This window comes from Bradyrhizobium sp. (assembly GCF_016219575.1).
Lineage (GTDB): Bacteria > Pseudomonadota > Alphaproteobacteria > Rhizobiales > Xanthobacteraceae > Bradyrhizobium.
This window is the reverse complement of the sequence record NZ_JACRMG010000037.1, coordinates 12,106-37,453: the sequence shown is the minus strand read 5'-3', so window position 1 is coordinate 37,453 and position 25,348 is coordinate 12,106. Positions and strand designations below refer to the sequence as shown.

Genomic DNA, 25,348 nt, shown 5'->3' with positions numbered 1-25,348 from the left:
CTACATGTCCGTCACCTTCTCTCCCCGGTGACGCCATGCTGCGGGTTTCGCACGCGCTTTCGATCGACGAAGACGACATCGACATCGCATTCGTCCGCGCCTCCGGCCCGGGCGGACAGAATGTCAACAAGCTCGCGACCGCCGCCCAGCTGCGCTTCGACACCAACAAGGTCACGCTGGCGGACGACGCCCGTGCGCGGCTGACGCGTCTCGCCGGCCGGCGCATGACCAAGGAGGGCGTGATCGTGATCCATGGCGATCGCTATCGCACCCAGGAGCGCAACCGCGCCGATGTCATCGATCGCCTCGTGGAGCTGCTGCGGGAATCGTTGATTCGCCCGACGCCGCGCCGGCCGACCAAACCGACGTTCGGCTCGAAACAGCGCCGCCTCGAAGGCAAGAAGCGCCGCGGCGACGTCAAGGCCGGCCGCGGCTCGCGCGGCTTCGACGACTGAGGCATCAAGCCGGCGGCAGCTTGCGGCCGACCATGGCGCACATCGGGCAGAAACCGAAGAAGCCGGTGAGTATGACCGCAACGCCGGCCGCAATGGCAAAGCCGGGCGGCATGGCCGGAGACCCGAGCCATCCCCAGGCGATCAGTGCGAGGCCGGCAATGACGCGGATGGCGCGTTCCCATCCCGGCAGGTTCTTGCGATAGAACATGAAATCCCCTTCCGACGTTGGCGAGAACCTTTCGTTCCCATTCCGATAGAGCCGCGCAGCCGGCAGAAGGGTTCGTGCGCGCACAGCTTTTTTCAGCCCGGGGTTCGCGCTTTTCGGCTCGAGCGACTACATTGCGTGCCATGCCCGTCCGCCAGCTCCCCGAACAGGTCGTCAACCGCATCGCCGCCGGCGAGGTGGTGGAGCGGCCTGCGAGCGTGGTGAAGGAACTGGTGGAGAATGCGATCGACGCCGGCGCCAGCCGGATCGACATCTTCACCGACGGCGGCGGCAGGCGACGCATCGGCATCACCGACGACGGCAGCGGCATGACCCAGGGCGACCTCGCTCTCGCCGTGGAGCGCCACGCCACCTCCAAGCTCGACGACGAGGACCTGCTGCGCATCCGCACGCTCGGCTTCCGCGGCGAGGCACTGCCCTCGATCGGCGCCGTCGCCAGGCTCGGCATCACCACGCGCCACTGCAGCGAGCCGCATGCGTGGTCGCTCACGGTCGAGGGCGGCGCCAAGTCGGAGATCATGCCGGCCGCGCTCGGCCATGGCACCCGCGTCGAGGTCAGCGATCTCTTTTATGCGACGCCGGCGCGGCTGAAATTCTTGAAGACCGACCGCACCGAGGCGGAAGCCATCCGCGAGGTGGTACGAAGGCTGGCAATGGCGCGGCCCGACATTGCCTTCACGCTGGCCGGCGAAGAGCGCAGCCCCGTGACCTGGGCCGCGGCGCTGCCCGGCGCGCCCGGCAGGCTGACGCGACTGGGCGATATCCTCGGCAGCGACTTCCGCAGCAGCGCCATCGAAGTACGCGCCGAGCGCGACGGCGTCACGGTCGAGGGCTTTGCCGCCGCGCCTTCGCTGACCCGCGCCAACGCGCTCGGGCAATATCTCTTCGTCAACGGCCGCCCGGTGCGCGACAAGCTGATCCTCGGCGCGGTGCGCGCGGCGTATTCCGACTATCTGCCGCGCGACCGCCATCCCGTGGTGGCGCTGTTCGTCACGCTCGATGCGCAGGAGGTCGACGCCAATGTGCATCCGGCCAAGACCGAAGTGCGTTTCCGCAATGCCGGCCTCGTCCGTGCACTGATCGTGCACGCGCTGAAGGAAGGCCTTGCGCGCGAAGGCAGGCGCACCGCGGCCAACACCGATGGCGCGGCGATCTCCGCCTTCCGCCCCTCTTTCGCACCGCGCCCCGGCAATTGGGACTGGCGTCGGTCGCCGTCCTATCCCGTCGCACCGCTGCCGAATTTTGAAGGCTCGGCTGCGCCTGCATTCGCGGAGCACGACCAGACTGCCTTCGACGTCGGTTCGCCGACCGCCGATGTGCGTTTCCAGGAATCTCCATCCGCCGATCTCCTCGACCGCCCGCTCGGCGCCGCCCGCACGCAGATCCACGAGACCTATATCGTGTCGCAAACCCGCGACGGGCTGATCGTGGTGGACCAGCATGCCGCCCATGAACGTATCGTCTATGAGAGGCTGAAGGCCTCGCTGGCGAAGAACGGCGTGCAGCGGCAGATCCTGCTGATCCCCGAAATCGTCGAGCTTGATGAATCAACCGTCGAGAAACTGCTCGACCGCGCCGCGGAGTTGGCCTCGTTCGGGCTCACCGTCGAATCCTTCGGCCCCGGCGCGATCGCCGTGCGCGAGACGCCCTCGCTGCTCGGCAAGACCAATGCCGCGGGTCTCTTGCGCGACCTCGCCGAGCACATGGCCGAGTGGGACGAGGCGCTGCCGCTGGAGCGCCGGCTGATGCATGTGGCCGCCACCATGGCCTGCCACGGCTCGGTGCGCGCCGGCCGCCGCCTCAAGCCGGAAGAAATGAACGCGCTGTTGCGCGAAATGGAAGACACGCCGAACTCCGGCCAGTGCAACCACGGCCGGCCGACCTATGTGGAATTGAAGCTCGCCGATATCGAGAAGCTGTTCGGGCGAAGGTAGCGCCGCACACCATGCTGTCATCGCCCGGCTTGACCGGGCGACCCAGTACGCCGCGGCGATCGTGATTGTCCTGAACGTCTCGGCGTACTGGATCACCCGCATTCGCGGGTGATGACGAGCGAATACTTAGTTGCATTATCCCGCCCGCAAGAACACGAACTCCGTATCGTCATACGCCCGCCGCTCCAGTTCCTCGAAACCCTCGGGCGCCGCAAACGCCGCGGCCTTCGCCTCTTCCACGACCAGCAGCGCGCCTGGCGTCAGCCAGCCGCCGTCGCGCAGGGCGGCCAGCGCCTGCTCCGCCAGTCCCTTGCCATAGGGCGGATCGAGGAACACCAGTGAGAACGGCTCGAGGGGATGCGCGGGCCCCGGGTTGGTGGCGTCGCGGCGATAGACCTTGCTCACGCCGCCGAGGCCGAGCGCCTCGACATTGTTGCGCAACAACGCACGTGCCTCCGCGCCATTGTCGACGAACAGCGCGAACTTGGCGCCGCGCGAGATCGCCTCGATCCCGAGCGCGCCGGTACCGGCAAACAGGTCGAGCACGCGTGCGCCCTCGATCGGATTATCGTAGGCGTGCATCAGGATGTTGAACACGGACTCGCGCAAGCGGTCCGCGGTGGGGCGGATCTCGCGCGAGGAAGGCGAAGCCAGATTGCGGCCCCTCAATCGTCCGCCGACCACCCGCATCAAGAATTCCCGTCATGCCCGGGCTTGACCCGGGCATCCACGTTCTTTGGCGCTTCAGGCAAGTGAGACGTGGATGGCCGGGTCAAGCCCGGCCATGACGACTCTTTCGACATTGCACGCCATGCGACCCGCATCGTCTACTCATCCTGCGGCTTCAGATCGCGCTTGCCGTGATAGCCGCGCTTGACGCGGCGTGGCGGGCCATAGGCGGCGTTTTCTTCCTCGTTGCGGGCACGCGCCTCCTCGCTGCCGGTGCGCTGCACCAGCACGCGGCGGCCCTTGCGGTCGGCGATCAGCGCGCTCTTGCCCGCCGGCTTGAACGGCTTCTTGCCGCGCGGCGCCTCGGCCTCGTCGCCGGCTTCGCTCTGCTCGGGCCGCGCAAAATCCACGCCCGCGAGCTTCGCGACGCGTTCGCCGAGCTGCTCGCGCAGCACCCGCGTCTTGACCTCCTCGACCTGGCCCTCGGCGAGCTCGCCGAGCTGGAACGGCCCGTAGGACACCCGGATCAGCCGGTTCACCTCGAGCCCGAGATGCGCCATGACATTGCGCACCTCGCGGTTCTTGCCTTCGCGGATCGCGAACACCAGCCAGACATTGGCGCCCTGGTCGCGCTCAAGCGTCGCATCGATCGGGCCGTATTTGACGCCGTCGACCTCGATCCCCTTCTTCAGCTCGTCGAGCTGCGCCTGCGTCACCTCGCCATGGGCGCGCACGCGGTAGCGGCGCAGCCAGCCGGTGTCGGGCAGTTCCAGCGTCCGCGCGAGCCCGCCATCATTGGTGAGCAGCAACAGGCCCTCGGTGTTGAAGTCGAGCCGGCCGATCGAGATCAGCCGCGGCAGGCCTTCCGGCAGATTGCCGAACACCGTCGGCCGCCCTTCGGGGTCGGCATGCGTGGTCATCAGCCCGCGCGGCTTGTGATACATGAAAAGCCGCGTGCGCTCGCGCGGCGGCAATTGCTTGCCGTCGACCGCCACGACGTCGTTGGCGGTGACATCGAGCGCCGGCGAATTGATGACGCGGCCGTTCACGGTGACGCGACCTTGCGTTACCATCTCCTCTGCGTCGCGGCGCGAGGCAAGTCCCGCGCGCGCCAGCACCTTGGCGATGCGCTCGCCGGTTTTCTTCTGCTTCGGCTCCTCGCGCGGCGCGCGGCGGTCGAAATCCGGCTTGCGCTCGCGATAGGCGCCGCGGCCGCCGAAGGCCGGGCGCTTGGCAAAAACCTTGCTGTCGTCCTCGTTCTCGCGGCGCGGCCGGTCGCCGAAGCGATCGGAGGAGCCACGCTCGCTGCGCGGATGCTCCTGCCAGTCGGTGCGGCCTTCCGGCCGCTCGCGGCGCGGCCGATCGAACTTGCGCTCGCCGCGTTCTTGCCTGTCGTCGTCGCGCGCCCGCGGCGGCCTGTCAAACTTCGGACGATCGCCACGATCGAACTTCGGCCGCTCGCGGAATGGCCGATCGCCGCGGGGACGATCACCTTGCGCGCGATCCTCGCGCCCGCGCGAAAAACGCGGGCGCTCGTCGCCGCCACGCTCGTCACGCGAACGGTCAAAGCGCGGTTTGTCGAACCGCGGCCGCGTGCTGCGCTCGTCGCGGTCGCCACCCTCGCGCTTCTGCCACGGCTTGGATTCGCCGCGCGGCGGACGGTCGCCGAAGTCCTTGCGCGGCCGGTCGGAGAATTTGCGGTCGGAGAAACGTCCTTCGCTGCGCTCGCCGCGCGGCGCACGATTTTCCCGATCGAATCGCGGACGGTCGCCGCGCTCGAACTTCGGGCGATCTCCGCGCGGCTTGAAATCCCGCTTCTCGCCGCCTTCACGGTCAAACCGCGGCGTGCGCGGACGGTCACCGAACTTGCGGTCCGAGAAGCGCCCTTCGGGGCGGCCTTCACTGCGCTCGCCACGCGGCGCCCGGTCGCGGTCGAACTTCGGACGGTCGCCACGCTCGAATTTCGGACGGTCTCCGCGCGGCTTGAAATCGCGCTTCTCGCCACGGGGGCGATCGTCCCGGTCGAAGCGCGGCGCGCGCGGCCGGTCGCCGTAGTCGCGGCGGGGAGCCGCTTCGTCATCCCTGCGGCGCGGCGGACGGTCGTCGCGGCTGCCGGCGTAAGGGCGCTTGCCGCCCTCGCTCTTGCCGAACCCGCGCTTGGCGAACTTCTTCTCGGGCCCGCGTGCGGCGCCCGAACGGCCCTTGCCGCCGGAAGGACGGTCACGCCGGCCGCGGGAATCGTTGTTTTTATCGCTGTCGCGGGGCATGAAAGGTCTCGCAGAATTCATACGGGGTCGGTCAAAGGGCAGTCATGCGCGCCCGTTTTCGAGCCGCATTCTCACGCAAAACCGGTATCCACGTTTGCTGAAGGCGCAGCTAGTAGCAGGTTTCTTCCGATGATACGAGGCATGACTACCCCTTCTTTCATGGATTTGGCGCTGAAAACGGCCGAAAATGCCGGAAAATCGGGCGAAGTTCCGATCGGCTGCGTCATCGTCCGCGACTACGAGGTCATCGCCGCGGCCGGCAATCGCACCCTGACCGATTGCGACCCGACCGCACATGCGGAAATCCTGGCGCTCCGTCAGGCGGCCGAAGCGATCGGCACCGAGCGTCTGGTCGATTGCGATCTCTACGTCACGCTCGAGCCCTGCACCATGTGCGCAGCCGCGATCTCCTTTGCCCGCATCCGCCGGCTCTATTACGGCGCCGCCGATCCCAAGGGCGGCGCGGTCGATTCCGGCGTGCGCTTCTTTGCTTCCCCGACCTGCCATCACGCGCCTGAAGTCTATTCCGCGGTGGGCGAGCGCGAGGCGGCGACGCTATTGAAGGACTTCTTCAAGGTGCGGCGGTAAGGAACTCGCGCAGCAGCTTCGCCGTCACATCCGGGTTCTCCTCGGTGAGGAAATGCCCGCTGTCGACCGGCGAGCCCGCGACCTTCGTCGCCCACTTCTTCCAGCTGTCGAGCGGGGTTGCCGCCGCGCTGGCAATCCCTGCATCGCCCCACAGCGCCAGCATCGGGATGGTGATCTTGTTGCCGGCGTCGCGGTCGGCCTTGTCGATCTCGTAATCGGCATAGGCGCCGGCGCGATAGTCCTCGCACATTGCATGCACGCGCGAGGGATCGCGGAACGGCGCCAGATATTGCTCCAGCGCACGCGGATCAATTTCGTCCAATGTCTTCGATTTGGTCTGGCTCGCCATCTTGAACTTCAGGAAGAAGTCCGGATTGCCCGCAATCAGCGTCTCCGGCAGCGGATGCGGCTGCGCCAGGAAGGTCCAGTGATAGATCTTCAGCGCATAGAGCCGGTTCATGCGTTCCCAGTAATCATAGGTCGGCAGGATATCGAGCACGGCAAGCCTGGACAGCCGGCCGGGATGATCGAGCGCAAGGCGATAGGCAACGCGCCCGCCGCGGTCGTGGCCGGCGAGCGCGAAATGCACATGGCCGAGCCGCTCCATCGCCTCGATCATCGTCCTCGCCATCGCGCGCTTGGTGTAGGGCGTATGATCCGCATCGCTCTCCGGCATGTCCGACCAGCCGTAGCCCGGAAGATCGGCGATGATCAGCGAGAACTTGTCAGCCAGTTGCGGCGCGACGCGGTGCCACATCACATGCGTCTCGGAGAATCCGTGCAGCAACAGCAATGGCGGCCCCTTGCCGCCGGTGCGAGCGAAGATGCGCCCCGCGGACGTATTGATCCATTCGGAACCGAAGCCGGGGAAGAGGTCGGCGAGATCAGACATGCATATTTCTCCGAGGCGGCCCGCGCATCGTGCTTCAAACTTTGTTTTGGTTGCCGCTGGCACGTCAGCGGTCTATGCCATCCTCAAAGCATAACCAGAAGCCCAGGGGAAACGCCATGTCGATCGATTTCGAAATTCCGGCTGAAGCCAAAGCGATCCGCGAGAAGGTGCGCAAATGGGTGCACGACGAGTGCATTCCCGCCGAGAAGGAACTCGACAGCAAGCCGCTCGCCGACGTGCTGGGCCCGCTGCGCAAGAAGGCCCGCGCGCAGGGCCTGTGGTGCCCGTGGGTGCCGAAGGAATATGGCGGCATGGGCCTCGGCCCGCTGGCCAACGCGCTGGTACAGATGGAACTCGGCGAGAGCATGCTCGGCGCGCTCTCGATGAACACGCAAGGCCCCGACGACGCCTCGATGATGACCATCCTCGCCCACGGCACGGAATACCAGAAGGAGAAATTCCTCAAGCCGCTGCTCAACGGCGACAAGCGCATTTGCTATTCGATGACGGAAAAAGCCGCCGGCGCCGACGCCACGGGCATGCAGACCACCGCCGTGAAGGACGGCAACGAGAACTACATCCTCAACGGCGAGAAATGGTTCTCGTCCTCGGCCAGCGTCGCCGACATGGCGCTGGTCATCGCCAGGACCGATCCCAACGCGCCGCGCCACAAGCAGCATTCGGCTTTCATCGTGGAGCTGCCGAACCCCGGCTACAAGATCAAGCGCAACGTCGCCAACATGGCGATCGAAGGCCCTCACGACGACATCCTGCACGGCGGCCATTCCGAGATCGAGATCAGGGATTTGAAAGTCCCGGCCGACAATCTGCTCGGCGGCGAAGGCAACGGTTTCAACATGGGCCAGCACCGCCTCGCCTATGGCCGGCTGCGCCACGGCATGCACAACGTCGCGAAAGCGCAGCGCGCTCTCGACATGGCGGCGGCGCACGTCACCAAGCGCTCGACCTTCGGCCAGTTGCTCGCCGACCGCCAGGCCGTGCAGTTCATGCTCGCGGACTGCGCGAGCGAGCTCTACATCGGCCGTCTCATGCTGCTCCATATCGCCTACAAGGCCGAGAAGGGCCTGGACATCCGCCAGGAGAACTCGATCGCCAAGATCTTCCATGCGCACATGGTGCACAAGGTGATCGACACCGCGATCCAGCTGCACGGCGCGCTGGGCTTCTCGCAGGATACGCCGCTCGCCAAATGGTACACCCAGGTGCGTTCGCAGCGGCTGGTCGATGGTCCCGACGAGGTGCACAAGTGGAAGATCGGCAAGAACGTCATCAAGGCGTTCCGCGAGCACGGCACCACGGCGTCAGCCGCGGGCGGGGATTTGCTGTAGCAACAACCGTCATTGCGAGGAGCGTCAGCGACGAAGCAATCCATTCTTCGCGTGCATAGATGGATTGCTTCGCTGCGCTCGCAATGACGGAACCTACGCCTACGCCTTCCCCTGCTCCCGCTTCACGGCCTGCCAGCCGATGTCGCGGCGGCAGAAGCCTTCGGGCCATTGGATGCGGTCGACCGCCTGATAGGCGCGGGCTTGCGCTTCCGTGACGGTCTTGCCGAGCGCGCAGATATTCAGCACGCGGCCGCCATTGGCGACGATGCGGCCGTCCTTCACCGCCGTGCCGGCGTGGAAGATCTCGACGCCCTCCACTTTCGCGGCCTCGTCCAGCCCCTCGATGACCGAGCCCTTGCCGTAGTCGCCGGGATAGCCTTTGGTCGCCATGATCACGGTGAGCGCGGCGTCGTCATACCAGCGCAGGCTGAAATTCTTCAGTTGACCGTCGGCTGATGCGATCAGCGCCGGCACGATGTCGCTCATCATGCGCAGCATCAGCACCTGGCACTCGGGATCGCCGAAGCGCGCGTTGTATTCGACGAGCTTCGGGCCATCCCTGGTCACCATCACGCCGACATAGAGCACGCCCTTGTAGGGACAACCCATCGCTTTCAGCGCGCGCAAGGTCGGCTTGACCATCTCCTCCATCACGCGCGCGCACATGGCGTCCGTCATGACAGGCGCGGGCGAATAGGAGCCCATGCCGCCGGTATTCGGCCCCTGGTCGCCGTCGAAGGCGCGCTTGTGGTCCTGCGCGGTGGCAAGCGGCAGCGCGTGCTCGCCGTCGCACAGCGCGAAATACGAGGCTTCCTCGCCGACCATGAACTCCTCGATGACGACTTCCGCGCCGGAGGCGCCGAAGCCGCCGCCGAACATCATGTCGACCGCGGCCAGCGCCTCTTGCTCCGTCATCGCCACCACGACGCCCTTGCCGGCGGCAAGGCCGTCCGCCTTGACCACGATCGGCGCGCCCTGCCGGCGGATGTAGGCCTTCGCCGCGTCGGCATTGTTGAAGTGCTCATAGGCCGCGGTCGGGATGTTGTTGGCGCGGCACAGCGCCTTGGTGAAATTCTTCGAGCTCTCCAGCCGGCCCGCCGCCTTGGTCGGCCCGAACGCCTTGAAGCCGGCGGCATTGAGATCGTCGACAATGCCCGCCGCGATCGCCGCGTCGGGGCCGACCACGACGAAATCGACCGCGTTCTTCCCGCAGAAATCGATCACCGCCGGATGGTCCGTGATGTCGAGCGCGACGCATTCGGCGTCTTTGGCGATGCCCGCATTGCCCGGTGCGCACCAGAGCCTGGTCACCAGCGGAGAGGCCGCAATCTTCCATGCCAAAGCGTGTTCGCGGCCGCCGGAACCGATCAGGAGGATTTTCATGGGACGCGCCGGATGAGGGGGATTTTCGACGGCCCCCGGTTCGCATGAGTCCGCCTCCTTCCGCAAGGGGGATCGGCTATTTGTCACCTCCTGAAGCTGCGATGATCTCCTGCAAGGTGGCGACGTGCCGGGCGAAGGCGCCGCGGCCGGCCGCGGTGGCGGTCACCGTGGTCTGCGGCTTCTTGCCGACAAAGGCCTTGTCGACCGCGACGTAGCCGGCTTTCGCCAGCGTCTCGATATGGGCGCCGAGATTGCCGTCGGTGGCGCCGGTCAACTTCTTCAGCCGCGAAAATTCGAGGCCCGTGGCGGGAGGCAGTGCGTTCAGCGCCGCCATGATCCGAAGCCGCAGCGGCTGGTGGATGATGTCGTCGATCTCAGCCATGGCTCTAGCTCCGCCGCATCCACAAGCCGCCGACGATGAGCCCCCCGCCATTGACGAAGGCCATCCAGAGGTCGAACGCGCTGCCGAGCCAGAAATAGCCGACCAGCGTCAGCGCCGACACGGCAAGCCCGATTGCGCTGAACGCGTAGCCGAACCAGAGCCCGGCGATGCCGTACATCGTCATGAAATAGATCGCCCAGAACGTGCTCAGCTGGCGCGAACCGAACTGGCCGAGCACGCAGCAGAACACGCCGAACGCGAGGATCATCACGAAGGCGAGCAGGAATTTCGGGTCGAAGCTGCGCACCCCCGATTTCGGTCGATTGATGGCGCTGAACGCCCCCCATCCGGCGATGCCGATGACATAGACCGCGATCCAGCCGATGCCGGCATAGCGCGGCAAGAAATACGTGACGAGATAGCCAGCGAAGACCAGCACGCCCCACATCACCATCAACCGGCTGGCGAGATCGTAGATCCGCGACTGCTGCACGCGGCGAACCATGGCGTCGATGTCGGCAACTGCTTCGGAGGCCTGCTGGCTGTCGATCATGATGCTCTCCTCAGCTCCCCGCCGCGCCGCGGGTGGCGACGTCGTCGGCGACGATCGCAGCCGCCTTCGACGAAGCGACGATGCCCATGTGATCGATGCCGTCAATCAGCTTGACGTCGACCGCCACAGCCGCGCCGCGGACGACCTCGGCGTACTTGTCGGCGAACATCAGTTCGTCATCCGCGCCGGAGATGATGGTGAACGGCTTGGTCACCGCGGCGAAGTCGCGGCGATAATCGCGCACCGCGAAATTGCGCATCAGCCGGTCGGTGTAGGTCGTTGTCAGCCTTTGCTCGGAGTTGGACGGCACCGCGAAGGCGAGCACCGGCAGCGCGTCGCAACAATTGACGCCGATCGCGCGCAGCGCGGTCAGCGCGAGGATGCGCGGCACGTCGGCCTTGGCCCAGCCGCCGGAATTCGGCCGCGTGGTCGGCGCGTCGTAGCCGAGATAGGGCGCGAGCAGCACGGCGCGCTCGAACAGGTTTTGGACCGGCGACGACGCTATGCGCAACGCAAAGCCTCCGCCGGAGGAATGGCCGACCAGCGTGATTGGTGCGGACGGGTTCGCCTTTCGCAGCTCCGCGACGAAATCGGCGAGATCGTCCTCGAGCTGGCCGACATAGCCGATGTCGCCGCGGGTGCCGGAGACGCCATGGCCGCGGATGTCGAGTGCGAACGTCTCGACACCGCGCGCGGCCAGCGCCTGGGACAGCGCATGGATGGTGCCGCCGCTGGAGCCCGAGGAGCCATGGATCACGATCGCCACGCGGCCCGCCGGCACGCCGCGCGCACCATAATGGCGGAAGCCGAGCCAGCTGCCGTCGCGGGCCTGGTAGCGCTCGACCGCAGGCAGGGTGGACAGATCGACCATGCCCCGCGCCCGCGAGATCGACTGCAGCTCCGGCGGACGCTGCAGCGGCGTTGCGAGCAGCGCCAGCACCGTCAGCGACAGCGCGCCGACGCCGCACAGGGCCCATTTGAAGCCGCTCAGGCCGCCGCGGATGAACCGTCCGAACATGGTCATTCTCCTCAATTTCACCAGATCTAGAGGACTCTATAATATAGAGTACTCGGCAATGCAAGTCCGTTGGCGGGGCGGGCTGAAGCCCCTACCTTGCGAACAAAGCCCAAACAGCCGAATCGCCGAAATGCCCGCCGAACCGCTTGCCAACGCGCCCGAATTCACCGTTTCCGAGCTGTCCTCCGCCCTGAAGCGGACGGTGGAGGACGCCTATGGCCATGTCCGGGTGCGCGGCGAGATCTCGGGCTTCCGCGGCCCGCATTCCTCCGGCCATTGCTATTTCGCGCTGAAGGACGACAGCGCCAAGATCGAGGCGGTGATCTGGAAGTTCGCCCACGCCCGCATGCGCTTCAAGCCGCAGGAAGGCCTCGAGGTCATCGCCACCGGCAAGCTCACCACCTATCCCGGCTCCTCGAAGTACCAGATCGTGATCGAGGCGCTGGAGCCGGCCGGCGTCGGCGCGCTGATGGCGCTGCTGGAGGAGCGCAAGAAGAAGCTCGCCGCCGAAGGCCTGTTCGACGAACGGCGCAAGCAGCTCTTGCCCTGGCTGCCCGAGACGATCGGCGTCGTCACCTCGCCGACCGGCGCCGTGATCCGCGACATCCTGCACCGCCTGAAGGACCGCTTTCCGCGCCACGTGCTGGTCTGGCCCGTCAAGGTGCAGGGCGAAGGCTCGGCCGAGCAGGTGGCGGCCGCCATCCGCGGCTTCAACGCGCTGCCCGAGGGCGGACGCATTCCCCGCCCCGATCTGCTCATCGTCGCCCGCGGCGGCGGCTCGCTGGAGGACCTCTGGTCGTTCAACGAGGAGATCGTGGTTCGCGCCGCCGCCGACAGCATGATCCCGCTGATCTCCGCTGTCGGCCACGAGACCGACATCACGCTGATCGATTTTGCCGCCGACAAGCGCGCGCCGACGCCGACCGCGGCCGCCGAAATGGCGGTGCCGGTGCGCAGCGAGCTGTTCGCCGAGGTCGAAAGCCTCGCCCGCCGCACCGTGATGTGCTGGCAGCGCGCGCAGGAGAGCCGCCGCAACGAATTGCGCGCCGCCGCCCGCGCGCTGCCCGCCGCGAGCGAACTGCTCGCCATCCCGCGCCAGCGGCTCGACAGCGCGGGCGCGGCGCTTCCGCGCGGGCTGAAGGCCAACACGCATGCGCATTTCCGCCGCTTTGCCGCATCCAGCGCGCGGCTGACGCTGCGGGTGCTGCGCGGCCAGGTGAACCATGCGCGCGCCGGCCTGACCAGCTGCGGCGAACGCCTGACCCATTCGGCGCGCTCGCTGCTGCATCGCCGCCGCGAGCGCTTTGCCGGCCTCGAGCAGCGCTTCAAGGCTGCCAGGCTCGCCAACGCCCAGGCGCAGCACCAGCGGATCGCCCGCGACCGCGAACGTGCCCATCGCCTCGCCGAACGCGCGCACCGCGCGCTCGGCACGCTGCTGCAGCGGCTCGATGCGCGGGTCGAACGCAGCGGCAAGCTTCTCACCGCGCTGTCCTATCGCAGCGTGCTGGACCGCGGCTTTGCGCTGGTGCGCGATGCGGCCGGCCATCCCGTGCATGCGGCCGCTTCCATCGGCCCCAGTGCGCATCTCTCCGTCGAGTTTGCCGATGGCCGCGTCGGCGTCACCGCGGATGCCGACCGGCCGGCGGTCGCCGCGCCGCCGAAGCCTGCCGTTCGCGACGCGAGGCCCGCTGCTGCGAAGCGTGTGGTGAAGCCGGTCGATCAAGGCAACTTGTTCTAAGCTCGTTGCTCCACCGTCATTGCGAGCGAAGCGAAGCAATCCAGCTTCGTTCGCCACAACAAGAAAGCTGGATTGCTTCGTCGCTTCGCTCCTCGCATTGACGTCTACCTTGCCAGCCACTCCGCGACGCGGTTCTGCGCATCGGCGCGCGCGTCGGCGTCGGTGCCGATATGGCCGTGGTCCGGCGCGGCGGGATCCTTGCCTTCGAGCGCGCGCAGCGGCAGGTTGGCGCGGTCGAAATCGTGGGGCGCGCTGGGGTAGACCACGATCCGGGCCAGCGCGCTGCGGCCGCGGGCGCCGTCCACCATCTGCCGGCACAGCGGCGGCGAGGCGATATCGTCCCTGGCGCCGATCAAGAGCAGTGTCGGCACCCGCGCGCTCCAGCCGGTGCGCGAGGAGACGCGGCATTCCGGATAGAAGGCAACCGCGGTGCGATAGTCCGGCTGCTCCTTGCTGCGGGGGGAGAGCTGCGGACGCACCGCCCACAGCACGGCGCTCGCGCCATGGGCCCAGCCGATCAGGCTGATGCGGTCGCGCGCCACCCAGCCCTGCGCCGCCAGCCATTTGTGCGAAGCCGTGATGTCGGCGACGCGCTCGCGGCGCGCCAGCACCTTGCGCTCCTTCTCGCGGCATTGCGGCCCGGCCTCGCGCGAACCGAAACTGTCGGGCCACAGCACGGCGTAGCCAGCCTTCAGCAGCCGTTCCGTCCAGTCGCGATAGCGCGGCAGCACGGGCTCGCCCTGTCCGCCCAGTCCGCCGCAGGCGTGCAGCGCGATCACCACCGGGAACGGCCCGTTGCCGGCGGGCTTGTAGAGCTGGGCATGCAGCTCGAGCTTGCCCGAGGGGATCTCGACCTGCGTCGGCGCGGGAGCCGCGCGCGCCGAGCAGACGACCGCAGATAGCGTCAGGATCAGGACTGCTGACTTGAGGCGCATGATGGGGTGCCGGGATTGGTATGGCGCTGGAGGACAGCGATCCATGTCGAAAAGGCTAGCATGCGCGCTCGCCACGAAACCATCACAAATCGGTGGGTTTGCGGGGGCGGACACCACGACTTATTTATGATAGATCGCAATCCGGAAATGCATTGACCGGGCGCTTTTGAGCAGCCCGTTTCGAATCGGAGCTTTTGATCTTGCTGAACAAGTTCGGCCCCTCGGGCAGCGGCGAAGCGCAGGTGCAATATCTCGACGGCGATTTCCGCGTGATCTCGCCGGGGACCTATGTCCGCTGCGCCATCACCGACGTCCGCATCCCGCTCGACGAGCTGAAATACTGGAGCGTCGACCTGCAGGAGGCGTATGCGCAACCGGTGGCCGTGCTGCAGCGGCATCATCCGGGGCAGGTGAAGAAGTAGCGGGCGCGGGCACGAAATCCCACCGCCGTCATTGCCGGGCTTGCCGCCGTCATTGCGAGCCAACGGGTCGCGCGAACGCGCGCCCGATGACGGGCTCCGCGAAGCAATCCAGCCCTTTCCCGCGGGGATAGATGGATTGCTTCCGCCTTCGCTCTGCGAGCTTCGGCGGACTCCCAGCCCGGCGTAGCTTGCGCAGCAAGCGTAGACGGATCGTCGCTTTCGCTCCTCGCAGTGACGATGTGGAAAGACATGCGCTCTCAATCTCACGGCGCGTTTTTCGCCTGAGCTTTGCAAATTCGTCGGCCCTCCCGGAGGAGAGGGCGCAGGGAAAGCCGGGCGCCGACTGCGCCCGCATCGCCGTGTGCGATCTGTAGCGAACGGAATGCACACGGGTTTGACAGGTACAGCCGAGACATCCCGGCTTTCCCCGCGCAATGGCTTTACGGCTTATGTCGCGCTCTCCCCGGGGGACGGCCTGTCTTGCCCCCGTTGCCCCGCCAGCACAGGCCGGCGGGGATAGACGCCAGGGTCGCGGCGCCAGGACCACACGATTTCACCGTACGCTGCCAACGTTTCGTCGGGCGGGAATGAACCCGCCTGACGCCGCAGCGTCCATCGCAACCCGCGCCAACGTTCGTGACGACCGCGAAGCGTCCCCTCATGGTGACGCGGGCTGGGGCGACCAATATCGTAAATCAGAATTCCGGTAAAGCGAAATATTTTTGATTCCGGGGCTTGACACGATTCCGGCAACCCGAAGCGATTTGCCCGTCGCGCCAATTTTGCAACACCGTCCCCGTCATTCCGGGGCACGCCGCGCGAACGCCGGTCATGAACCGGTCGACCTCGACCTCGAGGCGCCGCGGCAATTCTTGACTTGCATCAACATCACTCATTCCGGGCGGTCCACACTCCACACCATAAGGTCGCACGGCTTGCGGCTGAATTGCACGTCGATGAAATCGCCAACGAGATCGGGAGAAAGCACCATGCGGCAGCTTAGTCAGTTCGTGAAGCCGGCGACGATCGCAGGGCTGGCCGTGAGCGCTTTGCTGGGACTTGCGGGCGTAACATTCAGCACCGAGCCAGCGGCCGCAGTGGTGTACTGCCAGTACATCGATTACCCGCCGAGCTGCATCGCAAGGCCCGGAATCGTGCTGCGGCCCCGCCCGGTCGCACGCGCCGCCGTCCGCGCTACCACGGCGACCCCGCGCAACGTCAACGGCGGCGTCAATCGCATCGGGATTCGCTAGAGCATGATCCGGAAAAGTGTGAAGCGGTTTTCCGAAAAGATCATGCTCAAACAACAACCTGAAGCGCGATGACGATTCATCCCGATCTCATCGCGCTTTAGGCCTGCAATTTCAGGTCTGCGATTTCCGCTCGCGCGCCTTGAAGAGCCGGGTGGCGACGAACGATCGCAGCGCCGCCGCGTCGTCGAATTCAAGCGCCACCTTGAACGGAACGATCTCGCGTGCCCAGCCGGGCAAGCCGTCCGGCGTGCGCAGGCGCGCGAGATCCTTTTCCGTGGTCGCCAGCGTCAGGCCGCCGCCTTCCGATTCCGCAACCAGGCTGGCGGCTTCGTCCGCCGTGAGCGGGTGATGGTCGGCGAACAGCCGCTTGCTCGCGACATCCACGCCGCTGTCGCGCAACGTGGCCAGGAACCGCGCGGGATCGCCGATGCCGGCAAAGGCGAGCACGCGCCTGCCGCGCAATGCGGCCAGCGAAGCTTCGTCGGGTTTGAAACGTGCCCGCAGCACCGGCTTGCCCTGCGCGGCGATCGATGCAGCCACGCCATCGGCTGCACCGCCGTCGCCGATCACGATCAGCGCGTCGGTGCGCTCGATCTGCACCGACAGCGGCGCGCGCAGCGGACCCGCCGGCATCACCCTGGCATTGCCGATGCCGCGCACGCTGTCGATCACGATCAGCGAGGCATCCTTGGCCACAGTCGGGTTCTGGAAGCCGTCGTCCATCAGGATCACGGTGGCGGCCAGCGACTTGGCCAGCGCCACGCCGTCGGCGCGGTCGCGCGACACCACGACGCCCAGGCTTTGCGACAGCATCAACGGCTCGTCGCCGACGTCGGCTGCGCCGTGCCTTGCGCCGTCGACCCGCACCGGGCCGCGCAATCTGCCGCGATAGCCGCGGCTGAGCACCACCGGCGTCTCGCCGAGCTCGCGCAGCAGTTTCGCCAGCGCCAGCACCGCCGGCGTCTTGCCGGCGCCGCCGCCGTGATAATTGCCGACGCAGAGCACGGGAATGCCGGCGTTCAGCCCCTTGCGATTCAGCCGATGCGCGGCGACGGCGCCGTAGAGCGCCGCGAGCGGCCGGAGCAGATGCGATTTCCAGGACGCGGGCCGGTACCAGAAGGCCGGCTCACGCATTGGCGGCTCCCATCTCGATGCGCAGCTGCATGAGATAGGGCTCGAGCGCGGCGAGCGTCCGCTCCAGAGCGCCGCCGAGCTGCTCCACCACGCGGGCGGCATTGGCCGCCGCGGCATCGCGCGCCGCGGGATCGGCCAGCAATTGCCCGAGCTGCTTCACCAGCGCTTCCTGATGGCCGGCCAGGCGCGCGCCGCCGGCCTTGTCCAGCGCCTCATAGACGTCGGAGAAATTGAAGACATGCGGGCCGTGCACGATGGCGGCCCCCAGCTTGACCGCCTCGATCGGGTTCTGGCCGCCATGCTCGACCAGCGAGCCGCCCATGAACACGATGGGCGCGAGGCGATAGAACAGGCCGAGCTCGCCGAGCGTGTCGGCGATGTAGATGTCAGTGTTCGCCGCCGGCAGTTCCTCGCGCGAGCGCTGCATGAAGCGCAGCCCCGATGCGGCGACGAGGCCGGCCACCGCGTTGCCGCGGTCGGGATGCCGCGGCACGATCACGGAGAGCAGCCCCGGAAAGAATCCGGCGAGCGTGCGATGGGTCTCGATCAGGATCTCTTCCTCGCCTGGATGGGTCGAGGCCGCGACGATGACCGGCCGGCCGCGCGTCATCGCCATCAGCTTTTCGAGCCTGGCGGGGTCGGCGGGCGGCGCCGGCACGTCGAGCTTGAGATTGCCGGTCACGATGACGTTGCGGGCACCGAGCGCGGCAAAACGCTCCGCATCGGTGGCGGACTGCGCCAGGCACACCTCGAACTGGCCGAGCAGCGCGGAGATCGTGTTGCGGGCTCTGCGCCAGCGCGGGAAGGAACGCGGCGACATCCGCCCGTTGATCAAGACCATCGGCAGCCGGCGCGCGGAGGCCTGCAGGATCAGGTTCGGCCACAGGTCGGACTCGATGAACAGCGCCAGCGACGGACGCCAGTGATCGAGGAAGCGCGCGACATATCGCGGCGAATCCCAGGGAACGTATTGATGGATGATGTCGGGCGGAAAGCGCTTTGCCACGATCGCGGCCGACGTCACCGTGCCCGAGGTGAGCAGGATGCGCAGATTGAGTGCGCGCAGCCGCTCGATCAGCGCCGCCGCCGCCAGCACCTCGCCGACGCTCGCGCCGTGAATCCATACCAGCGGGCCGGACGGCCTCGTGCCCAGCGACAGGCCCCGCCGCTCGCCGACGCGCTCGGGGTCCTCCTTGCCCTGCTTGAGGCGGCTCCTGATCAGCGCAGGCGCCAGCGGCACCATCGCGAACGACAGCTTCCGGTAGACCCGCAGCGTCATCGGCAGCGTATCAGCCAAGGCCGGCCTCCGGGCGGCCCACCTGCGCATAGGCGCGACGGGTCGCTTCGTTGAGATAGGTCTCGACTTGCTGGCGCAGTCTTTCCATGGTCTCGGCGTCTGCGTCCGGGGGCACGATAACGGCGTCAATACCTACCACGGCACCGCGCCCGAAGGGCAGATTGATGGTGGTGGAGTCCCAGTTTTTCAATCGGATGAAGCGGCTGGTCACCATGGCAAAAGGCAGGATCGGCCTGCCCGATTCGCGCGCCAGCATGATGACGCCGAGCCCGGCCACGCGCGAGCGCTTGGGCACGTCGGCCGTGGTTGCGACGTTCCAGCCTTCGCCCAGCGCCTGCACCATTTCGCGGAACGCGCCGACGCCGCCCTTGCGGTGGAACGCGCCGCCATGGTCGCCGGAGCCGCGGATGGTGCCGATGCCGAGCCGCTCGGCGGCGATCGCGTTGAACTCGCCGTCGCGATGGCGCGAGATCAGGACCTTGGCGCGGTGGCTGTCCTTGGTCTTGATGAACGGCGTCATGAAATGCTGGCCGTGCCAGAACGCGAAGATCGCGGGCTGCGCCGGCTCGACCAGGTCATAGACATTGGCCGGGTCGTAGCCGAAGCGGGTGGTGCGCCAGACCAGCCGCAGATATTCGGCCGCCAGCACGCCGAGCGCACGCTGAACCCAGGGGCTGCGCAGCAGATCGCGGAAGAAGCGTTTCAACGGGACCGTTTCGTGTCTTGATCCGGATCGAGCAGCCGGTGCAGGTGAACGATGAAGTAACGCATCTGGGCGTTGTCGACCGTCATCTGCGCCTTGGACTTCCAGGCCGCATAGGCGGAGGCGTAGTTGGGGAACACGCCGACGATATCGACCTTGTCGAGGTCCTTGAAGGTGACGTGTTCGAGATCGACCAGTTCGCCGCCGAGAACGAGGTGAAGCAGTTGCGGCTGGGCATTGTCAGACATATCGGGACTTTCTTGAACGAGCTGCCCGGCAAGGCGGATGTTGGCGTCGCGAGGGGATGTCGGCGTCGCGGGAAGAAGGCTCAGGGCAGCGGACGTTCCCTGAAATGCGCGACAATGCGCGCATGACGATCGCGTCCGGCCGCCACCAGCACTCCGTGCACCACGTCCCGGCGATTGTAAAGGATCGCATCCCCCGAGAGCGCGGTCATTCTACCATTCGCTTCCTGCACGATCAAATTCGCCGCGGCAAGATCCCAGTCGCGGCTCTGCCCGCCGGCGAAGGCGGCATCGAGCGCGCCGTGCGCCACACGGCAGAGCCGCAGCGCCAGCGAGCCGATGCGCGGATGCAGCGAGATTTCCTCGGACGAACGGCTCAGGCGCTGGACCAGCGGCTTTGGGCCCGCCATGCGGGAAAAGTCGAGATCGTCGCCGGAACTGGCGAGCACGCGCCTGTCGTTGAGCGAGGCGCCCTGCCCGCGCGCGGCGAAGAAGAACTCCTCGCTCGCCGGCGCATATACCGCGGCCAGCACCGGGCTCGAATCCTCCACCAGCGCCGCGCAGACGCACCAGTCGTCGCGGCCGGCAAGATAGGCGCGGGTGCCGTCGATCGGATCGACGATCCAGGCGAAGCGCTTGCCGAGCCGCTTCTCGTCGTCGGTGCTCTCTTCGGACAGCCAGCCGTAATCCGGCGTCGCCGTGCGCAGGCGCTGTTCCAGCAGATCGTTGACGGCGATGTCGGCCTCGGAGACCGGCGAGGATGCGCCCTTGATCCAGTTCTTCAGCTCGGTGCCGAACAGCGACTTGGCGAGTGCGCCTGCCTCCCGCACCGCTCCGCTCAGCAGCGCCGCGTCGCGCGCCAAAGTGTCGCGCAGTTCAACGTCCGCCAAGGGTCAGCCCTTCGATGCGCAGCGTCGGCGCGTTGATGCCGTAGCGGAATTCGAGGTCGTTGGCAGGCGTCAGCGATTTGAACATGTCGAGCAGATGGCCCGCGATGGTGACTTCGCTGACGGGATAGGTGATCTCGCCGTTCTCGATCCAGAAACCGGAGGCGCCGCGGCTGTAATCGCCGGTCACGCCGTTGACGCCCGAGCCGATCAGGTCGGTGACATAGATGCCCTGCTTGATGTCGGCGATCAGATCCTTCGGCGCCGCGCTGCCGGCTTCCATATGCAGGTTGTACGCGCCCGGCGAGGGCGACGACGACACGCCGCGATGGGCATGGCCGGTCGTGGCCATGCCGAGCTCGCGCGCGGTGGCGCAATCGAGCAGCCAAGATTTCAGCACGCCGCCGTCGATGATGGCGAGCTTCCTCACCCTGACGCCTTCGGCGTCGAAGGCCTGCGAGCGCAGGCCGCGCACGCGCAGGGGATCGTCGACGATGCGGATGCCGTCGGAGAACAGCTGCTGGCCGAGCTTGTCCTTGAGGAAGCTGGTCTTGCGCGCGATCGAGGCGCCGTTGACGGCGCCGACGAGATGGCCGACCAGCGAATTGGAGACGCGCGGGTCGTACACGACCGGCACCTTGCAGGTCTCGACCTTGCGCGGATTGGTGCGGGCTACCGCGCGCTCGCCCGCCTTGCGGCCGACGCTTGCGGGCGAGGCGAGGTCGGAAGCATGCAGCGCCGAGGTGTAATCGTAATCGCGCTCCATGCCCGTGCCCTCGCCGGAGATCGCGGTCATCGAGACGCCCTGGCTGGAACGCAGATAGGAGCCGTGGAAACCGGTCGAGGTCACCAGCACCATGCCGCCGATGCCGGCCGATGCCGACGCGCCGCCGGATTTGGTCACGCCCTTCACCGCAAGCCCTGCGGCCTCGGCCTCCTTGGCGCGGCGCTCCAGCACCTCGGTCGAGGGAATATCGGGATCGAGCAGATCGAGCTCGGGAAACTCGCGCGCGAGCTCCGCCGGATCGGCAAGCCCGACATACTTGTCTTCCGGCGCGACGCGCGCCATCGCCACCGCGCGCTCGGCGAGCCGGGCGATGCCGTCGCCGTTGACGTCGTTGGTGGAGACCACCGCCTGGCGCTTTCCGACGAATACGCGCAGGCCGACGTCGTCGCCCTCGGAACGCTCGGATTCCTCGACGCGGCCGTCGCGCACCTCGACGCCCTGCGAGACGCCGCGCACAGCGACCGCGTCGGCTGCATCCGCACCGGCGCGTCTGGCGGCCTCGACCAGGCGCTGGGCCAGCGCCGACAGCGCCGATTGATCGAACAGGCCGGATGCGGCGGCCTCAGGCGAAAGCTTCGAAGCAGCCGATGGTGAAGAGATCACGAACGAAATTCCCGGGATTTTAGGGTACGCGCGGGCGCGCCCGCGAACCCCTGAGATGTGCCTGATTCACAGGGACTTCAAGCATTTTAGGCGGGCAAAAGCCATCAATTTCGAGCCCCTCGCGCAAGGTCCCGTCAATCATGCGCGCCAAGGTGTTGTCAATCATGCAGGCAGAAGCAGGGCCATTGAGACGCGATTAACCAGCCTTTTTAAGCGGATCGGGCCGGCGCTGTGGCAAGCTCTCACGCATCGACCGGGAACATAATTCCGGCGGGGAGACCAAAGCCGTGAGGCGTCAAACACAAACAAGCGGGATCAATCCCGCCGGGTCGAGCCGCGCATTGCGGCTCGACCCTCTTTCCCTTCCGCAACGCTTCGATGCGCGAGACATCCGCGCCGACGGCGGCGTGCGGCAGGTCGAGATTCATCGCGAACGCGTCGTGCTGCGCCGGGCCGTTCAGGGCATGCGGATGGCCGTCAACGTTCGCGTCTGCGACTTCATCGGCATCGGCGTGCGCGGCATCGACGGCGACGCACAGATGCTGGCGCTGATCCACCGCGATCCCTCGCTGACCATTCCGCTCGGCATCAGCGCCGACCGCGACGAGCTCGACAGCGCGTCGGCGATGTGGAGCGAGATCTTCGGGCTGCCGCAGCTGCCGGAGGAAAAGCGGCGCGAGCCCGCCGCCCGGCGCCGCCGCCGCAACATCATCAGCAAGCGCCGTCCGCGATTCCTGGTGCGCCGCCGCGCCGGCGATGCCGCGCGCGAACTGCCCGTCTACCGCGGCGAGCGCGAAATCATCGCGCGCAACTGAGCCGAACGCAGCACCGCGTAGGGTGGGCAAAGCGCTAGCGTGCCCACCTTCATGAGCACGCCGCTGAAGGTGGGCACGGCGCTTGCGCGCCTTTGCCCACCCTACAAACTAGGCGGCACGCATCACCGCATCGACCAGCAGTCCCGCGAACAGCAACAGCCCCGCGTCGCGGTTCGACTTGAACAGTTTCAGGCACAGCGCGGAATTGCCGATCTCGAGCCGGGCCACCTGCCAGACCAGATGTAAGGCGAACAGCGCCAGGCCAATCCAGGCCGGCCAGCGCGCGGCGGCAAGCCACAGCGCCACGCCGATCAGCAAGACAGCCAGACCGTAGAAGGCGACCAGCGCGGGCTTCGTCTTGGCGCCGAACAGCCGCGCGGTGGACTTGATGCCGATCAGCGCGTCGTCCTCGGCATCCTGGTGCGCGTAGATGGTGTCGTAGCCGATCACCCAGGCAATCGAACCGGCATAGAGCACCAGCGCGACCGGATCGATGCGGGAGAATTCCGCCGCAAATCCCATCAGCGCGCCCCAGGAGAAGGCCAGGCCCAGCACGACCTGCGGCCACCAGGTGATGCGCTTCATGAAGGGATAGACGGCGACGACCAGAAGCGAGGCGATGCCGGTGAAAATCGCAAAGCGGTTGAACTGCAGGAGTACGGCAAGGCCGATCAGCGCCTGCAACAGGAGAAAGGCAAAGGCCTGCGCCACACTGACCTGTCCCGCCGGAATCGGCCGCGAGCGGGTGCGCTCCACTTTTTCATCGAGATGGCGGTCGGTGATGTCGTTCCAGGTGCAGCCCGCCCCGCGCATGACGAAGGCGCCGATGAAGAACAGCGCCGCCGTGAGCGGCAGCGACCCGACATTGCCGGAGATCCCTGCGGCGAGCGCGGCCGACCACCAGCACGGCATCAGCAGCAGCCATGAGCCGATCGGGCGGTCGAACCGGGAGAGCCGCAAGTAAGGCCGCGACCAGGACGGAGCGCGGGTATCGACCCAGTTGCCGGTGGAATCGGCAACGCGGGCGGTGACGTCGCTCATCGCGCCAGCACGTTGCCGTTCAGCGTGTCGAAGGTGGAGCCGCCCTTGCGGGTGGCCTGCGCCTCGGGGGCGGAGATCGCGCCGAGCGCCTCGGAAAGGCTCGGCGCGGCGGCCGCCTTCTGCTGCGTCATCTGCTGCGCCACGCCGCAGACCTTCTGCTGCAGCTGTTCGGTGTTCTTGTGCCCGGCCTTCATCTGGTCGCCGATCTGCGGCGGGATCCCGCATTTCGCCGCGTTGGCCTCGATGTACTTGATCATCTTGACTTCAGCCGCACCGAAATTAGCGATCAGCTTGCAGGCCTCGTCCGGCGGCGCCTTGCGCTCGGATGCCGCCTTGATCAGCTTGCCGCGCCTTTCGGCTTCCTCGCGCAGCGGCACAAAACCCTTCATGCAGGCCTCCGACGGGCCTGAGGTCGGCCCCTGCGGCGCTCCGAAGCCGGCGCCCTGCATCGGGGCGGCGCCCTGCGACGGGAAGGGACTGGATGCCGCAGCCGCCCCGCCGGCGGGCGGGAACGGCGAGGATTGCGCCGGCGCACCACCAACCGGCGGAAAGGGCGACGCATTGGCGGGCTGCGCGGCCTGGTTCGGCAGCGGAGCCGGGAACGCGCCCTGCGCGCCGGCCTGCCCGGCATGGAGGGCAAAGGCGGCGACTGCGAGCGGCGCAAGCAAGCGACGGATGATCAAGGGTGTTTCTCCGGCAAGGTCCTAGGCAAATGTCCGAGGGGCCCCAACGTCTTCCGATCAAAGCGATTCCGGTTAAAGGCCTTTTTACGATCCTTGCCGGGCCTTAACAACCCATGGAATGGGGCAACAGCGCGGCACAAGACCGCAATTATTGCCCCGGAATCTCATCATTTCAGCTAAAAGCGGCCCCGTTCAGAAACATTAACGAAATGCCCCAACTCGATTTCCGAAGCCAGCGCCTGTTCGTCGACGCCCCGCTCGCGCAAGGAGCCAGCGTCGAGCTCGACCGCGACCAGGCAAACTATCTCGGCAATGTGCTGCGGCTCGGCAGCGGCGCATCCATCCTGGCCTTCAACGGCCGCGACGGCGAATGGCAGGCGGAGATCGCCGGGCGCAAGCGGCCGGAACGCCTGACCATCGTCAGGCAGACGCGCGAGCAGGACCAGCTCGGCGATATCACCTACGTCTTCGCGCTGCTGAAGCACGCGCGGCTCGACTACGTCGTGCAGAAGGCGGTCGAGATGGGCGCGGCAAAACTGCAGCCGGTGACGACGCGCTTCACCCAGGTGTCGCGCGTCAATCTGGAGCGAATGAGCGCCAACGTGATCGAGGCCGCCGAGCAGTGCGGCATCCTCAGTCTCGCCGCCGTCGCCGCGCCGATCGCGCTGGAGCGTTACCTCGCCGAGCGCGATGCGCAGCGGTTGCTGGTGTTCTGCGACGAGGCCGCCGAGATCGCCGATCCCCTCGCAGCATTGAAGGCCGCAAGGACAACGGGCGGCATCGACGTCCTGATCGGTCCCGAGGGCGGCTTTGCCGGGGAGGAACGCGAGGCCTTGTTGCGCCAGCCCCGTACGCTGCGGCTTTGCCTGGGACCGCGGATATTGCGGGCGGACACCGCTGGCGTCGCGGCGCTGGCGCTGGTACAGGCCGCAATTGGCGACTGGGCCGGGTCTGGTTAACGGCACGCAAAAAGCACCGCCCATTAAGCCCTTTGCCCAATCCCTGTCGTATCCCGCGGCAGGCCGTGCTAAGGGCTCCGCCCATAACCCCATTTCGAACCGTTTAACCCCCTGTTGGAACCCCGTTTTC

27 protein-coding genes are annotated in these 25,348 nt (G+C 67.0%); 9 read left to right on the top strand and 18 right to left on the bottom strand.

Annotated elements, in window-relative coordinates; all coding sequences use genetic code 11:
* Window positions 1–35 precede the first annotated feature (35 nt).
* Window positions 36–455, top strand: a complete 420-nt coding sequence (gene arfB / locus HZB49_RS27385; RefSeq protein WP_291617140.1) for an alternative ribosome rescue aminoacyl-tRNA hydrolase ArfB — start codon at window positions 36–38, stop codon at window positions 453–455.
* Between the two features lie 4 nt (window positions 456–459).
* On the opposite strand, the gene HZB49_RS27380 is transcribed toward arfB, so the two are convergent.
* Window positions 460–663 (bottom strand): DUF2892 domain-containing protein, encoded by a 204-nt coding sequence (locus HZB49_RS27380; RefSeq protein WP_291617138.1) that lies wholly within the window; start codon window positions 661–663, stop codon window positions 460–462.
* 140 nt (window positions 664–803) lie between these two features.
* Here HZB49_RS27380 and mutL point away from each other — a divergent pair, with 140 nt between their 5' ends.
* Entirely contained in the window at window positions 804–2,615 is a 1,812-nt protein-coding gene (gene mutL / locus HZB49_RS27375) for a DNA mismatch repair endonuclease MutL (RefSeq protein ID WP_291617349.1), read from the top strand.
* Window positions 2,616–2,750: 135 nt separating this feature from the next.
* Here the strand turns inward: mutL and rsmD are convergent, their stop codons facing one another.
* Both rsmD and HZB49_RS27365 read right to left on the bottom strand, forming a co-directional pair.
* Complete coding sequence (rsmD, locus tag HZB49_RS27370; RefSeq protein WP_291617136.1) at window positions 2,751–3,305, bottom strand: 16S rRNA (guanine(966)-N(2))-methyltransferase RsmD; 555 nt, start codon at window positions 3,303–3,305, stop codon at window positions 2,751–2,753.
* Between the two features lie 137 nt (window positions 3,306–3,442).
* A complete protein-coding gene (locus HZB49_RS27365) occupies window positions 3,443–5,551 on the bottom strand; it encodes a pseudouridine synthase (protein ID WP_291617134.1) in 2,109 nt (702 codons plus the stop codon).
* Between the two features lie 129 nt (window positions 5,552–5,680).
* On the opposite strand from HZB49_RS27365, the gene HZB49_RS27360 reads away from it, so the two are divergent.
* Window positions 5,681–6,139 (top strand): nucleoside deaminase, encoded by a 459-nt coding sequence (locus HZB49_RS27360; RefSeq protein ID WP_291617132.1) that lies wholly within the window; start codon window positions 5,681–5,683, stop codon window positions 6,137–6,139.
* Here HZB49_RS27360 and HZB49_RS27355 read toward each other — a convergent pair.
* Window positions 6,123–7,031, bottom strand: coding sequence for an alpha/beta hydrolase (locus HZB49_RS27355; protein WP_291617130.1), 909 nt, complete (start codon window positions 7,029–7,031; stop codon window positions 6,123–6,125). The two genes, HZB49_RS27360 and HZB49_RS27355, sit on opposite strands and share 17 nt — an antisense overlap.
* Window positions 7,032–7,147: 116 nt before the next feature.
* Between HZB49_RS27355 and HZB49_RS27350 the strand changes: the two genes are divergently transcribed.
* Window positions 7,148–8,380, top strand: coding sequence for an acyl-CoA dehydrogenase family protein (locus HZB49_RS27350; protein ID WP_291617129.1), 1,233 nt, complete (start codon window positions 7,148–7,150; stop codon window positions 8,378–8,380).
* A 99-nt stretch (window positions 8,381–8,479) separates the two neighbouring features.
* Here the strand turns inward: HZB49_RS27350 and purD are convergent, their stop codons facing one another.
* From purD to HZB49_RS27330, 4 genes are all read right to left on the bottom strand, one after another.
* Window positions 8,480–9,763 (bottom strand): phosphoribosylamine--glycine ligase, encoded by a 1,284-nt coding sequence (gene purD / locus HZB49_RS27345; RefSeq protein WP_291617127.1) that lies wholly within the window; start codon window positions 9,761–9,763, stop codon window positions 8,480–8,482.
* Between the two features lie 76 nt (window positions 9,764–9,839).
* Window positions 9,840–10,145, bottom strand: a complete 306-nt coding sequence (locus tag HZB49_RS27340; RefSeq protein WP_291617126.1) for a transcriptional regulator — start codon at window positions 10,143–10,145, stop codon at window positions 9,840–9,842.
* Window positions 10,146–10,149: 4 nt separating this feature from the next.
* A complete protein-coding gene (locus HZB49_RS27335) occupies window positions 10,150–10,698 on the bottom strand; it encodes a hypothetical protein (protein WP_291617125.1) in 549 nt (182 codons plus the stop codon).
* 10 nt (window positions 10,699–10,708) lie between these two features.
* Window positions 10,709–11,716: an alpha/beta fold hydrolase gene (locus HZB49_RS27330; protein ID WP_291617124.1), complete on the bottom strand. Its 1,008-nt coding sequence runs from the start codon at window positions 11,714–11,716 to the stop codon at window positions 10,709–10,711.
* Between the two features lie 130 nt (window positions 11,717–11,846).
* Between HZB49_RS27330 and xseA the strand changes: the two genes are divergently transcribed.
* Window positions 11,847–13,454 carry an exodeoxyribonuclease VII large subunit gene (xseA, locus tag HZB49_RS27325; protein WP_291617121.1) on the top strand — a complete coding sequence of 536 codons (1,608 nt, stop codon included), beginning with the start codon at window positions 11,847–11,849 and terminating at the stop codon, window positions 13,452–13,454.
* Window positions 13,455–13,558: 104 nt separating this feature from the next.
* Here the strand turns inward: xseA and HZB49_RS27320 are convergent, their stop codons facing one another.
* The gene (locus HZB49_RS27320; RefSeq protein ID WP_291617119.1) at window positions 13,559–14,389 is read right to left on the bottom strand and encodes a dienelactone hydrolase family protein; all 831 of its coding nucleotides are present in this window, start codon (window positions 14,387–14,389) and stop codon (window positions 13,559–13,561) included.
* Window positions 14,390–14,589: 200 nt separating this feature from the next.
* On the opposite strand from HZB49_RS27320, the gene HZB49_RS27315 reads away from it, so the two are divergent.
* Window positions 14,590–14,811: a DUF2093 domain-containing protein gene (locus tag HZB49_RS27315; protein WP_291617117.1), complete on the top strand. Its 222-nt coding sequence runs from the start codon at window positions 14,590–14,592 to the stop codon at window positions 14,809–14,811.
* Window positions 14,812–15,506: 695 nt separating this feature from the next.
* Here the strand turns inward: HZB49_RS27315 and HZB49_RS27310 are convergent.
* Complete coding sequence (locus HZB49_RS27310) at window positions 15,507–15,707, bottom strand: hypothetical protein (RefSeq protein WP_291617115.1); 201 nt, start codon at window positions 15,705–15,707, stop codon at window positions 15,507–15,509.
* Window positions 15,708–15,800: 93 nt separating this feature from the next.
* On the opposite strand from HZB49_RS27310, the gene HZB49_RS27305 reads away from it, so the two are divergent.
* Window positions 15,801–16,064, top strand: a complete 264-nt coding sequence (locus HZB49_RS27305) for a hypothetical protein (RefSeq protein ID WP_291617113.1) — start codon at window positions 15,801–15,803, stop codon at window positions 16,062–16,064.
* 111 nt (window positions 16,065–16,175) lie between these two features.
* On the opposite strand, the gene lpxK is transcribed toward HZB49_RS27305, so the two are convergent.
* From lpxK to HZB49_RS27275, 6 genes are all read right to left on the bottom strand, one after another.
* A complete protein-coding gene (lpxK, locus tag HZB49_RS27300) occupies window positions 16,176–17,198 on the bottom strand; it encodes a tetraacyldisaccharide 4'-kinase (RefSeq protein WP_291617111.1) in 1,023 nt (340 codons plus the stop codon).
* On the bottom strand, window positions 17,191–18,525 hold the full coding sequence (locus HZB49_RS27295; protein WP_291617109.1) for a 3-deoxy-D-manno-octulosonic acid transferase: 1,335 nt from the start codon (window positions 18,523–18,525) through the stop codon (window positions 17,191–17,193). Before HZB49_RS27295 ends, lpxK begins: the two co-directional genes overlap by 8 nt.
* Window positions 18,488–19,201, bottom strand: coding sequence for a lysophospholipid acyltransferase family protein (locus HZB49_RS27290; protein WP_291617108.1), 714 nt, complete (start codon window positions 19,199–19,201; stop codon window positions 18,488–18,490). The genes HZB49_RS27295 and HZB49_RS27290 overlap by 38 nt, the downstream gene beginning before the upstream one ends.
* Window positions 19,198–19,446 (bottom strand): DUF4170 domain-containing protein, encoded by a 249-nt coding sequence (locus tag HZB49_RS27285; protein WP_291617106.1) that lies wholly within the window; start codon window positions 19,444–19,446, stop codon window positions 19,198–19,200. Before HZB49_RS27285 ends, HZB49_RS27290 begins: the two co-directional genes overlap by 4 nt.
* 80 nt (window positions 19,447–19,526) lie before the next feature.
* Complete coding sequence (locus tag HZB49_RS27280) at window positions 19,527–20,333, bottom strand: 3'(2'),5'-bisphosphate nucleotidase CysQ (protein ID WP_291617104.1); 807 nt, start codon at window positions 20,331–20,333, stop codon at window positions 19,527–19,529.
* On the bottom strand, window positions 20,320–21,717 hold the full coding sequence (locus tag HZB49_RS27275; RefSeq protein WP_291617348.1) for a TldD/PmbA family protein: 1,398 nt from the start codon (window positions 21,715–21,717) through the stop codon (window positions 20,320–20,322). The genes HZB49_RS27280 and HZB49_RS27275 overlap by 14 nt, the downstream gene beginning before the upstream one ends.
* Before the next feature lie 290 nt (window positions 21,718–22,007).
* Between HZB49_RS27275 and HZB49_RS27270 the strand changes: the two genes are divergently transcribed.
* The gene (locus HZB49_RS27270; protein ID WP_291617103.1) at window positions 22,008–22,535 is read left to right on the top strand and encodes a DUF6101 family protein; all 528 of its coding nucleotides are present in this window, start codon (window positions 22,008–22,010) and stop codon (window positions 22,533–22,535) included.
* Between the two features lie 108 nt (window positions 22,536–22,643).
* Here HZB49_RS27270 and ubiA read toward each other — a convergent pair whose 3' ends face one another.
* Window positions 22,644–23,576, bottom strand: a complete 933-nt coding sequence (ubiA, locus tag HZB49_RS27265; RefSeq protein WP_291617101.1) for a 4-hydroxybenzoate octaprenyltransferase — start codon at window positions 23,574–23,576, stop codon at window positions 22,644–22,646.
* Complete coding sequence (locus HZB49_RS27260) at window positions 23,573–24,256, bottom strand: hypothetical protein (protein ID WP_291617347.1); 684 nt, start codon at window positions 24,254–24,256, stop codon at window positions 23,573–23,575. The genes ubiA and HZB49_RS27260 overlap by 4 nt, the downstream gene beginning before the upstream one ends.
* Window positions 24,257–24,468: 212 nt before the next feature.
* On the opposite strand from HZB49_RS27260, the gene HZB49_RS27255 reads away from it, so the two are divergent.
* Window positions 24,469–25,218: a 16S rRNA (uracil(1498)-N(3))-methyltransferase gene (locus HZB49_RS27255; protein WP_291617099.1), complete on the top strand. Its 750-nt coding sequence runs from the start codon at window positions 24,469–24,471 to the stop codon at window positions 25,216–25,218.
* The last annotated feature ends 130 nt before the right edge of the window (window positions 25,219–25,348 follow it).

Excerpts from the sequence above, each read along its gene's own strand:
- purD (WP_291617127.1), bottom strand. The coding sequence starts at position 9,763 with ATGAAAATCCTCCTGATCGGTTCCGGCGGCCGCGAACACGCTTTGGCA.
- rsmD (WP_291617136.1), bottom strand. The coding sequence starts at position 3,305 with ATGCGGGTGGTCGGCGGACGATTGAGGGGCCGCAATCTGGCTTCGCCT.
- HZB49_RS27335 (WP_291617125.1), bottom strand. The coding sequence starts at position 10,698 with ATGATCGACAGCCAGCAGGCCTCCGAAGCAGTTGCCGACATCGACGCC.
- HZB49_RS27340 (WP_291617126.1), bottom strand. The coding sequence starts at position 10,145 with ATGGCTGAGATCGACGACATCATCCACCAGCCGCTGCGGCTTCGGATC.
- HZB49_RS27310 (WP_291617115.1), bottom strand. The coding sequence starts at position 15,707 with ATGAGTGATGTTGATGCAAGTCAAGAATTGCCGCGGCGCCTCGAGGTC.
- HZB49_RS27255 (WP_291617099.1), top strand. The coding sequence starts at position 24,469 with ATGCCCCAACTCGATTTCCGAAGCCAGCGCCTGTTCGTCGACGCCCCG.
- HZB49_RS27350 (WP_291617129.1), top strand. The coding sequence starts at position 7,148 with ATGTCGATCGATTTCGAAATTCCGGCTGAAGCCAAAGCGATCCGCGAG.
- HZB49_RS27330 (WP_291617124.1), bottom strand. The coding sequence starts at position 11,716 with ATGTTCGGACGGTTCATCCGCGGCGGCCTGAGCGGCTTCAAATGGGCC.
- HZB49_RS27365 (WP_291617134.1), bottom strand. The coding sequence starts at position 5,551 with ATGCCCCGCGACAGCGATAAAAACAACGATTCCCGCGGCCGGCGTGAC.
- HZB49_RS27295 (WP_291617109.1), bottom strand. The coding sequence starts at position 18,525 with ATGCGCAGGTGGGCCGCCCGGAGGCCGGCCTTGGCTGATACGCTGCCG.
- HZB49_RS27320 (WP_291617119.1), bottom strand. The coding sequence starts at position 14,389 with ATGCGCCTCAAGTCAGCAGTCCTGATCCTGACGCTATCTGCGGTCGTC.
- HZB49_RS27285 (WP_291617106.1), bottom strand. The coding sequence starts at position 19,446 with ATGTCTGACAATGCCCAGCCGCAACTGCTTCACCTCGTTCTCGGCGGC.
- HZB49_RS27380 (WP_291617138.1), bottom strand. The coding sequence starts at position 663 with ATGTTCTATCGCAAGAACCTGCCGGGATGGGAACGCGCCATCCGCGTC.
- HZB49_RS27355 (WP_291617130.1), bottom strand. The coding sequence starts at position 7,031 with ATGTCTGATCTCGCCGACCTCTTCCCCGGCTTCGGTTCCGAATGGATC.
- arfB (WP_291617140.1), top strand. The coding sequence starts at position 36 with ATGCTGCGGGTTTCGCACGCGCTTTCGATCGACGAAGACGACATCGAC.
- lpxK (WP_291617111.1), bottom strand. The coding sequence starts at position 17,198 with ATGCGTGAGCCGGCCTTCTGGTACCGGCCCGCGTCCTGGAAATCGCAT.
- HZB49_RS27305 (WP_291617113.1), top strand. The coding sequence starts at position 15,801 with ATGCGGCAGCTTAGTCAGTTCGTGAAGCCGGCGACGATCGCAGGGCTG.
- HZB49_RS27360 (WP_291617132.1), top strand. The coding sequence starts at position 5,681 with ATGATACGAGGCATGACTACCCCTTCTTTCATGGATTTGGCGCTGAAA.
- xseA (WP_291617121.1), top strand. The coding sequence starts at position 11,847 with ATGCCCGCCGAACCGCTTGCCAACGCGCCCGAATTCACCGTTTCCGAG.
- ubiA (WP_291617101.1), bottom strand. The coding sequence starts at position 23,576 with ATGAGCGACGTCACCGCCCGCGTTGCCGATTCCACCGGCAACTGGGTC.
- mutL (WP_291617349.1), top strand. The coding sequence starts at position 804 with ATGCCCGTCCGCCAGCTCCCCGAACAGGTCGTCAACCGCATCGCCGCC.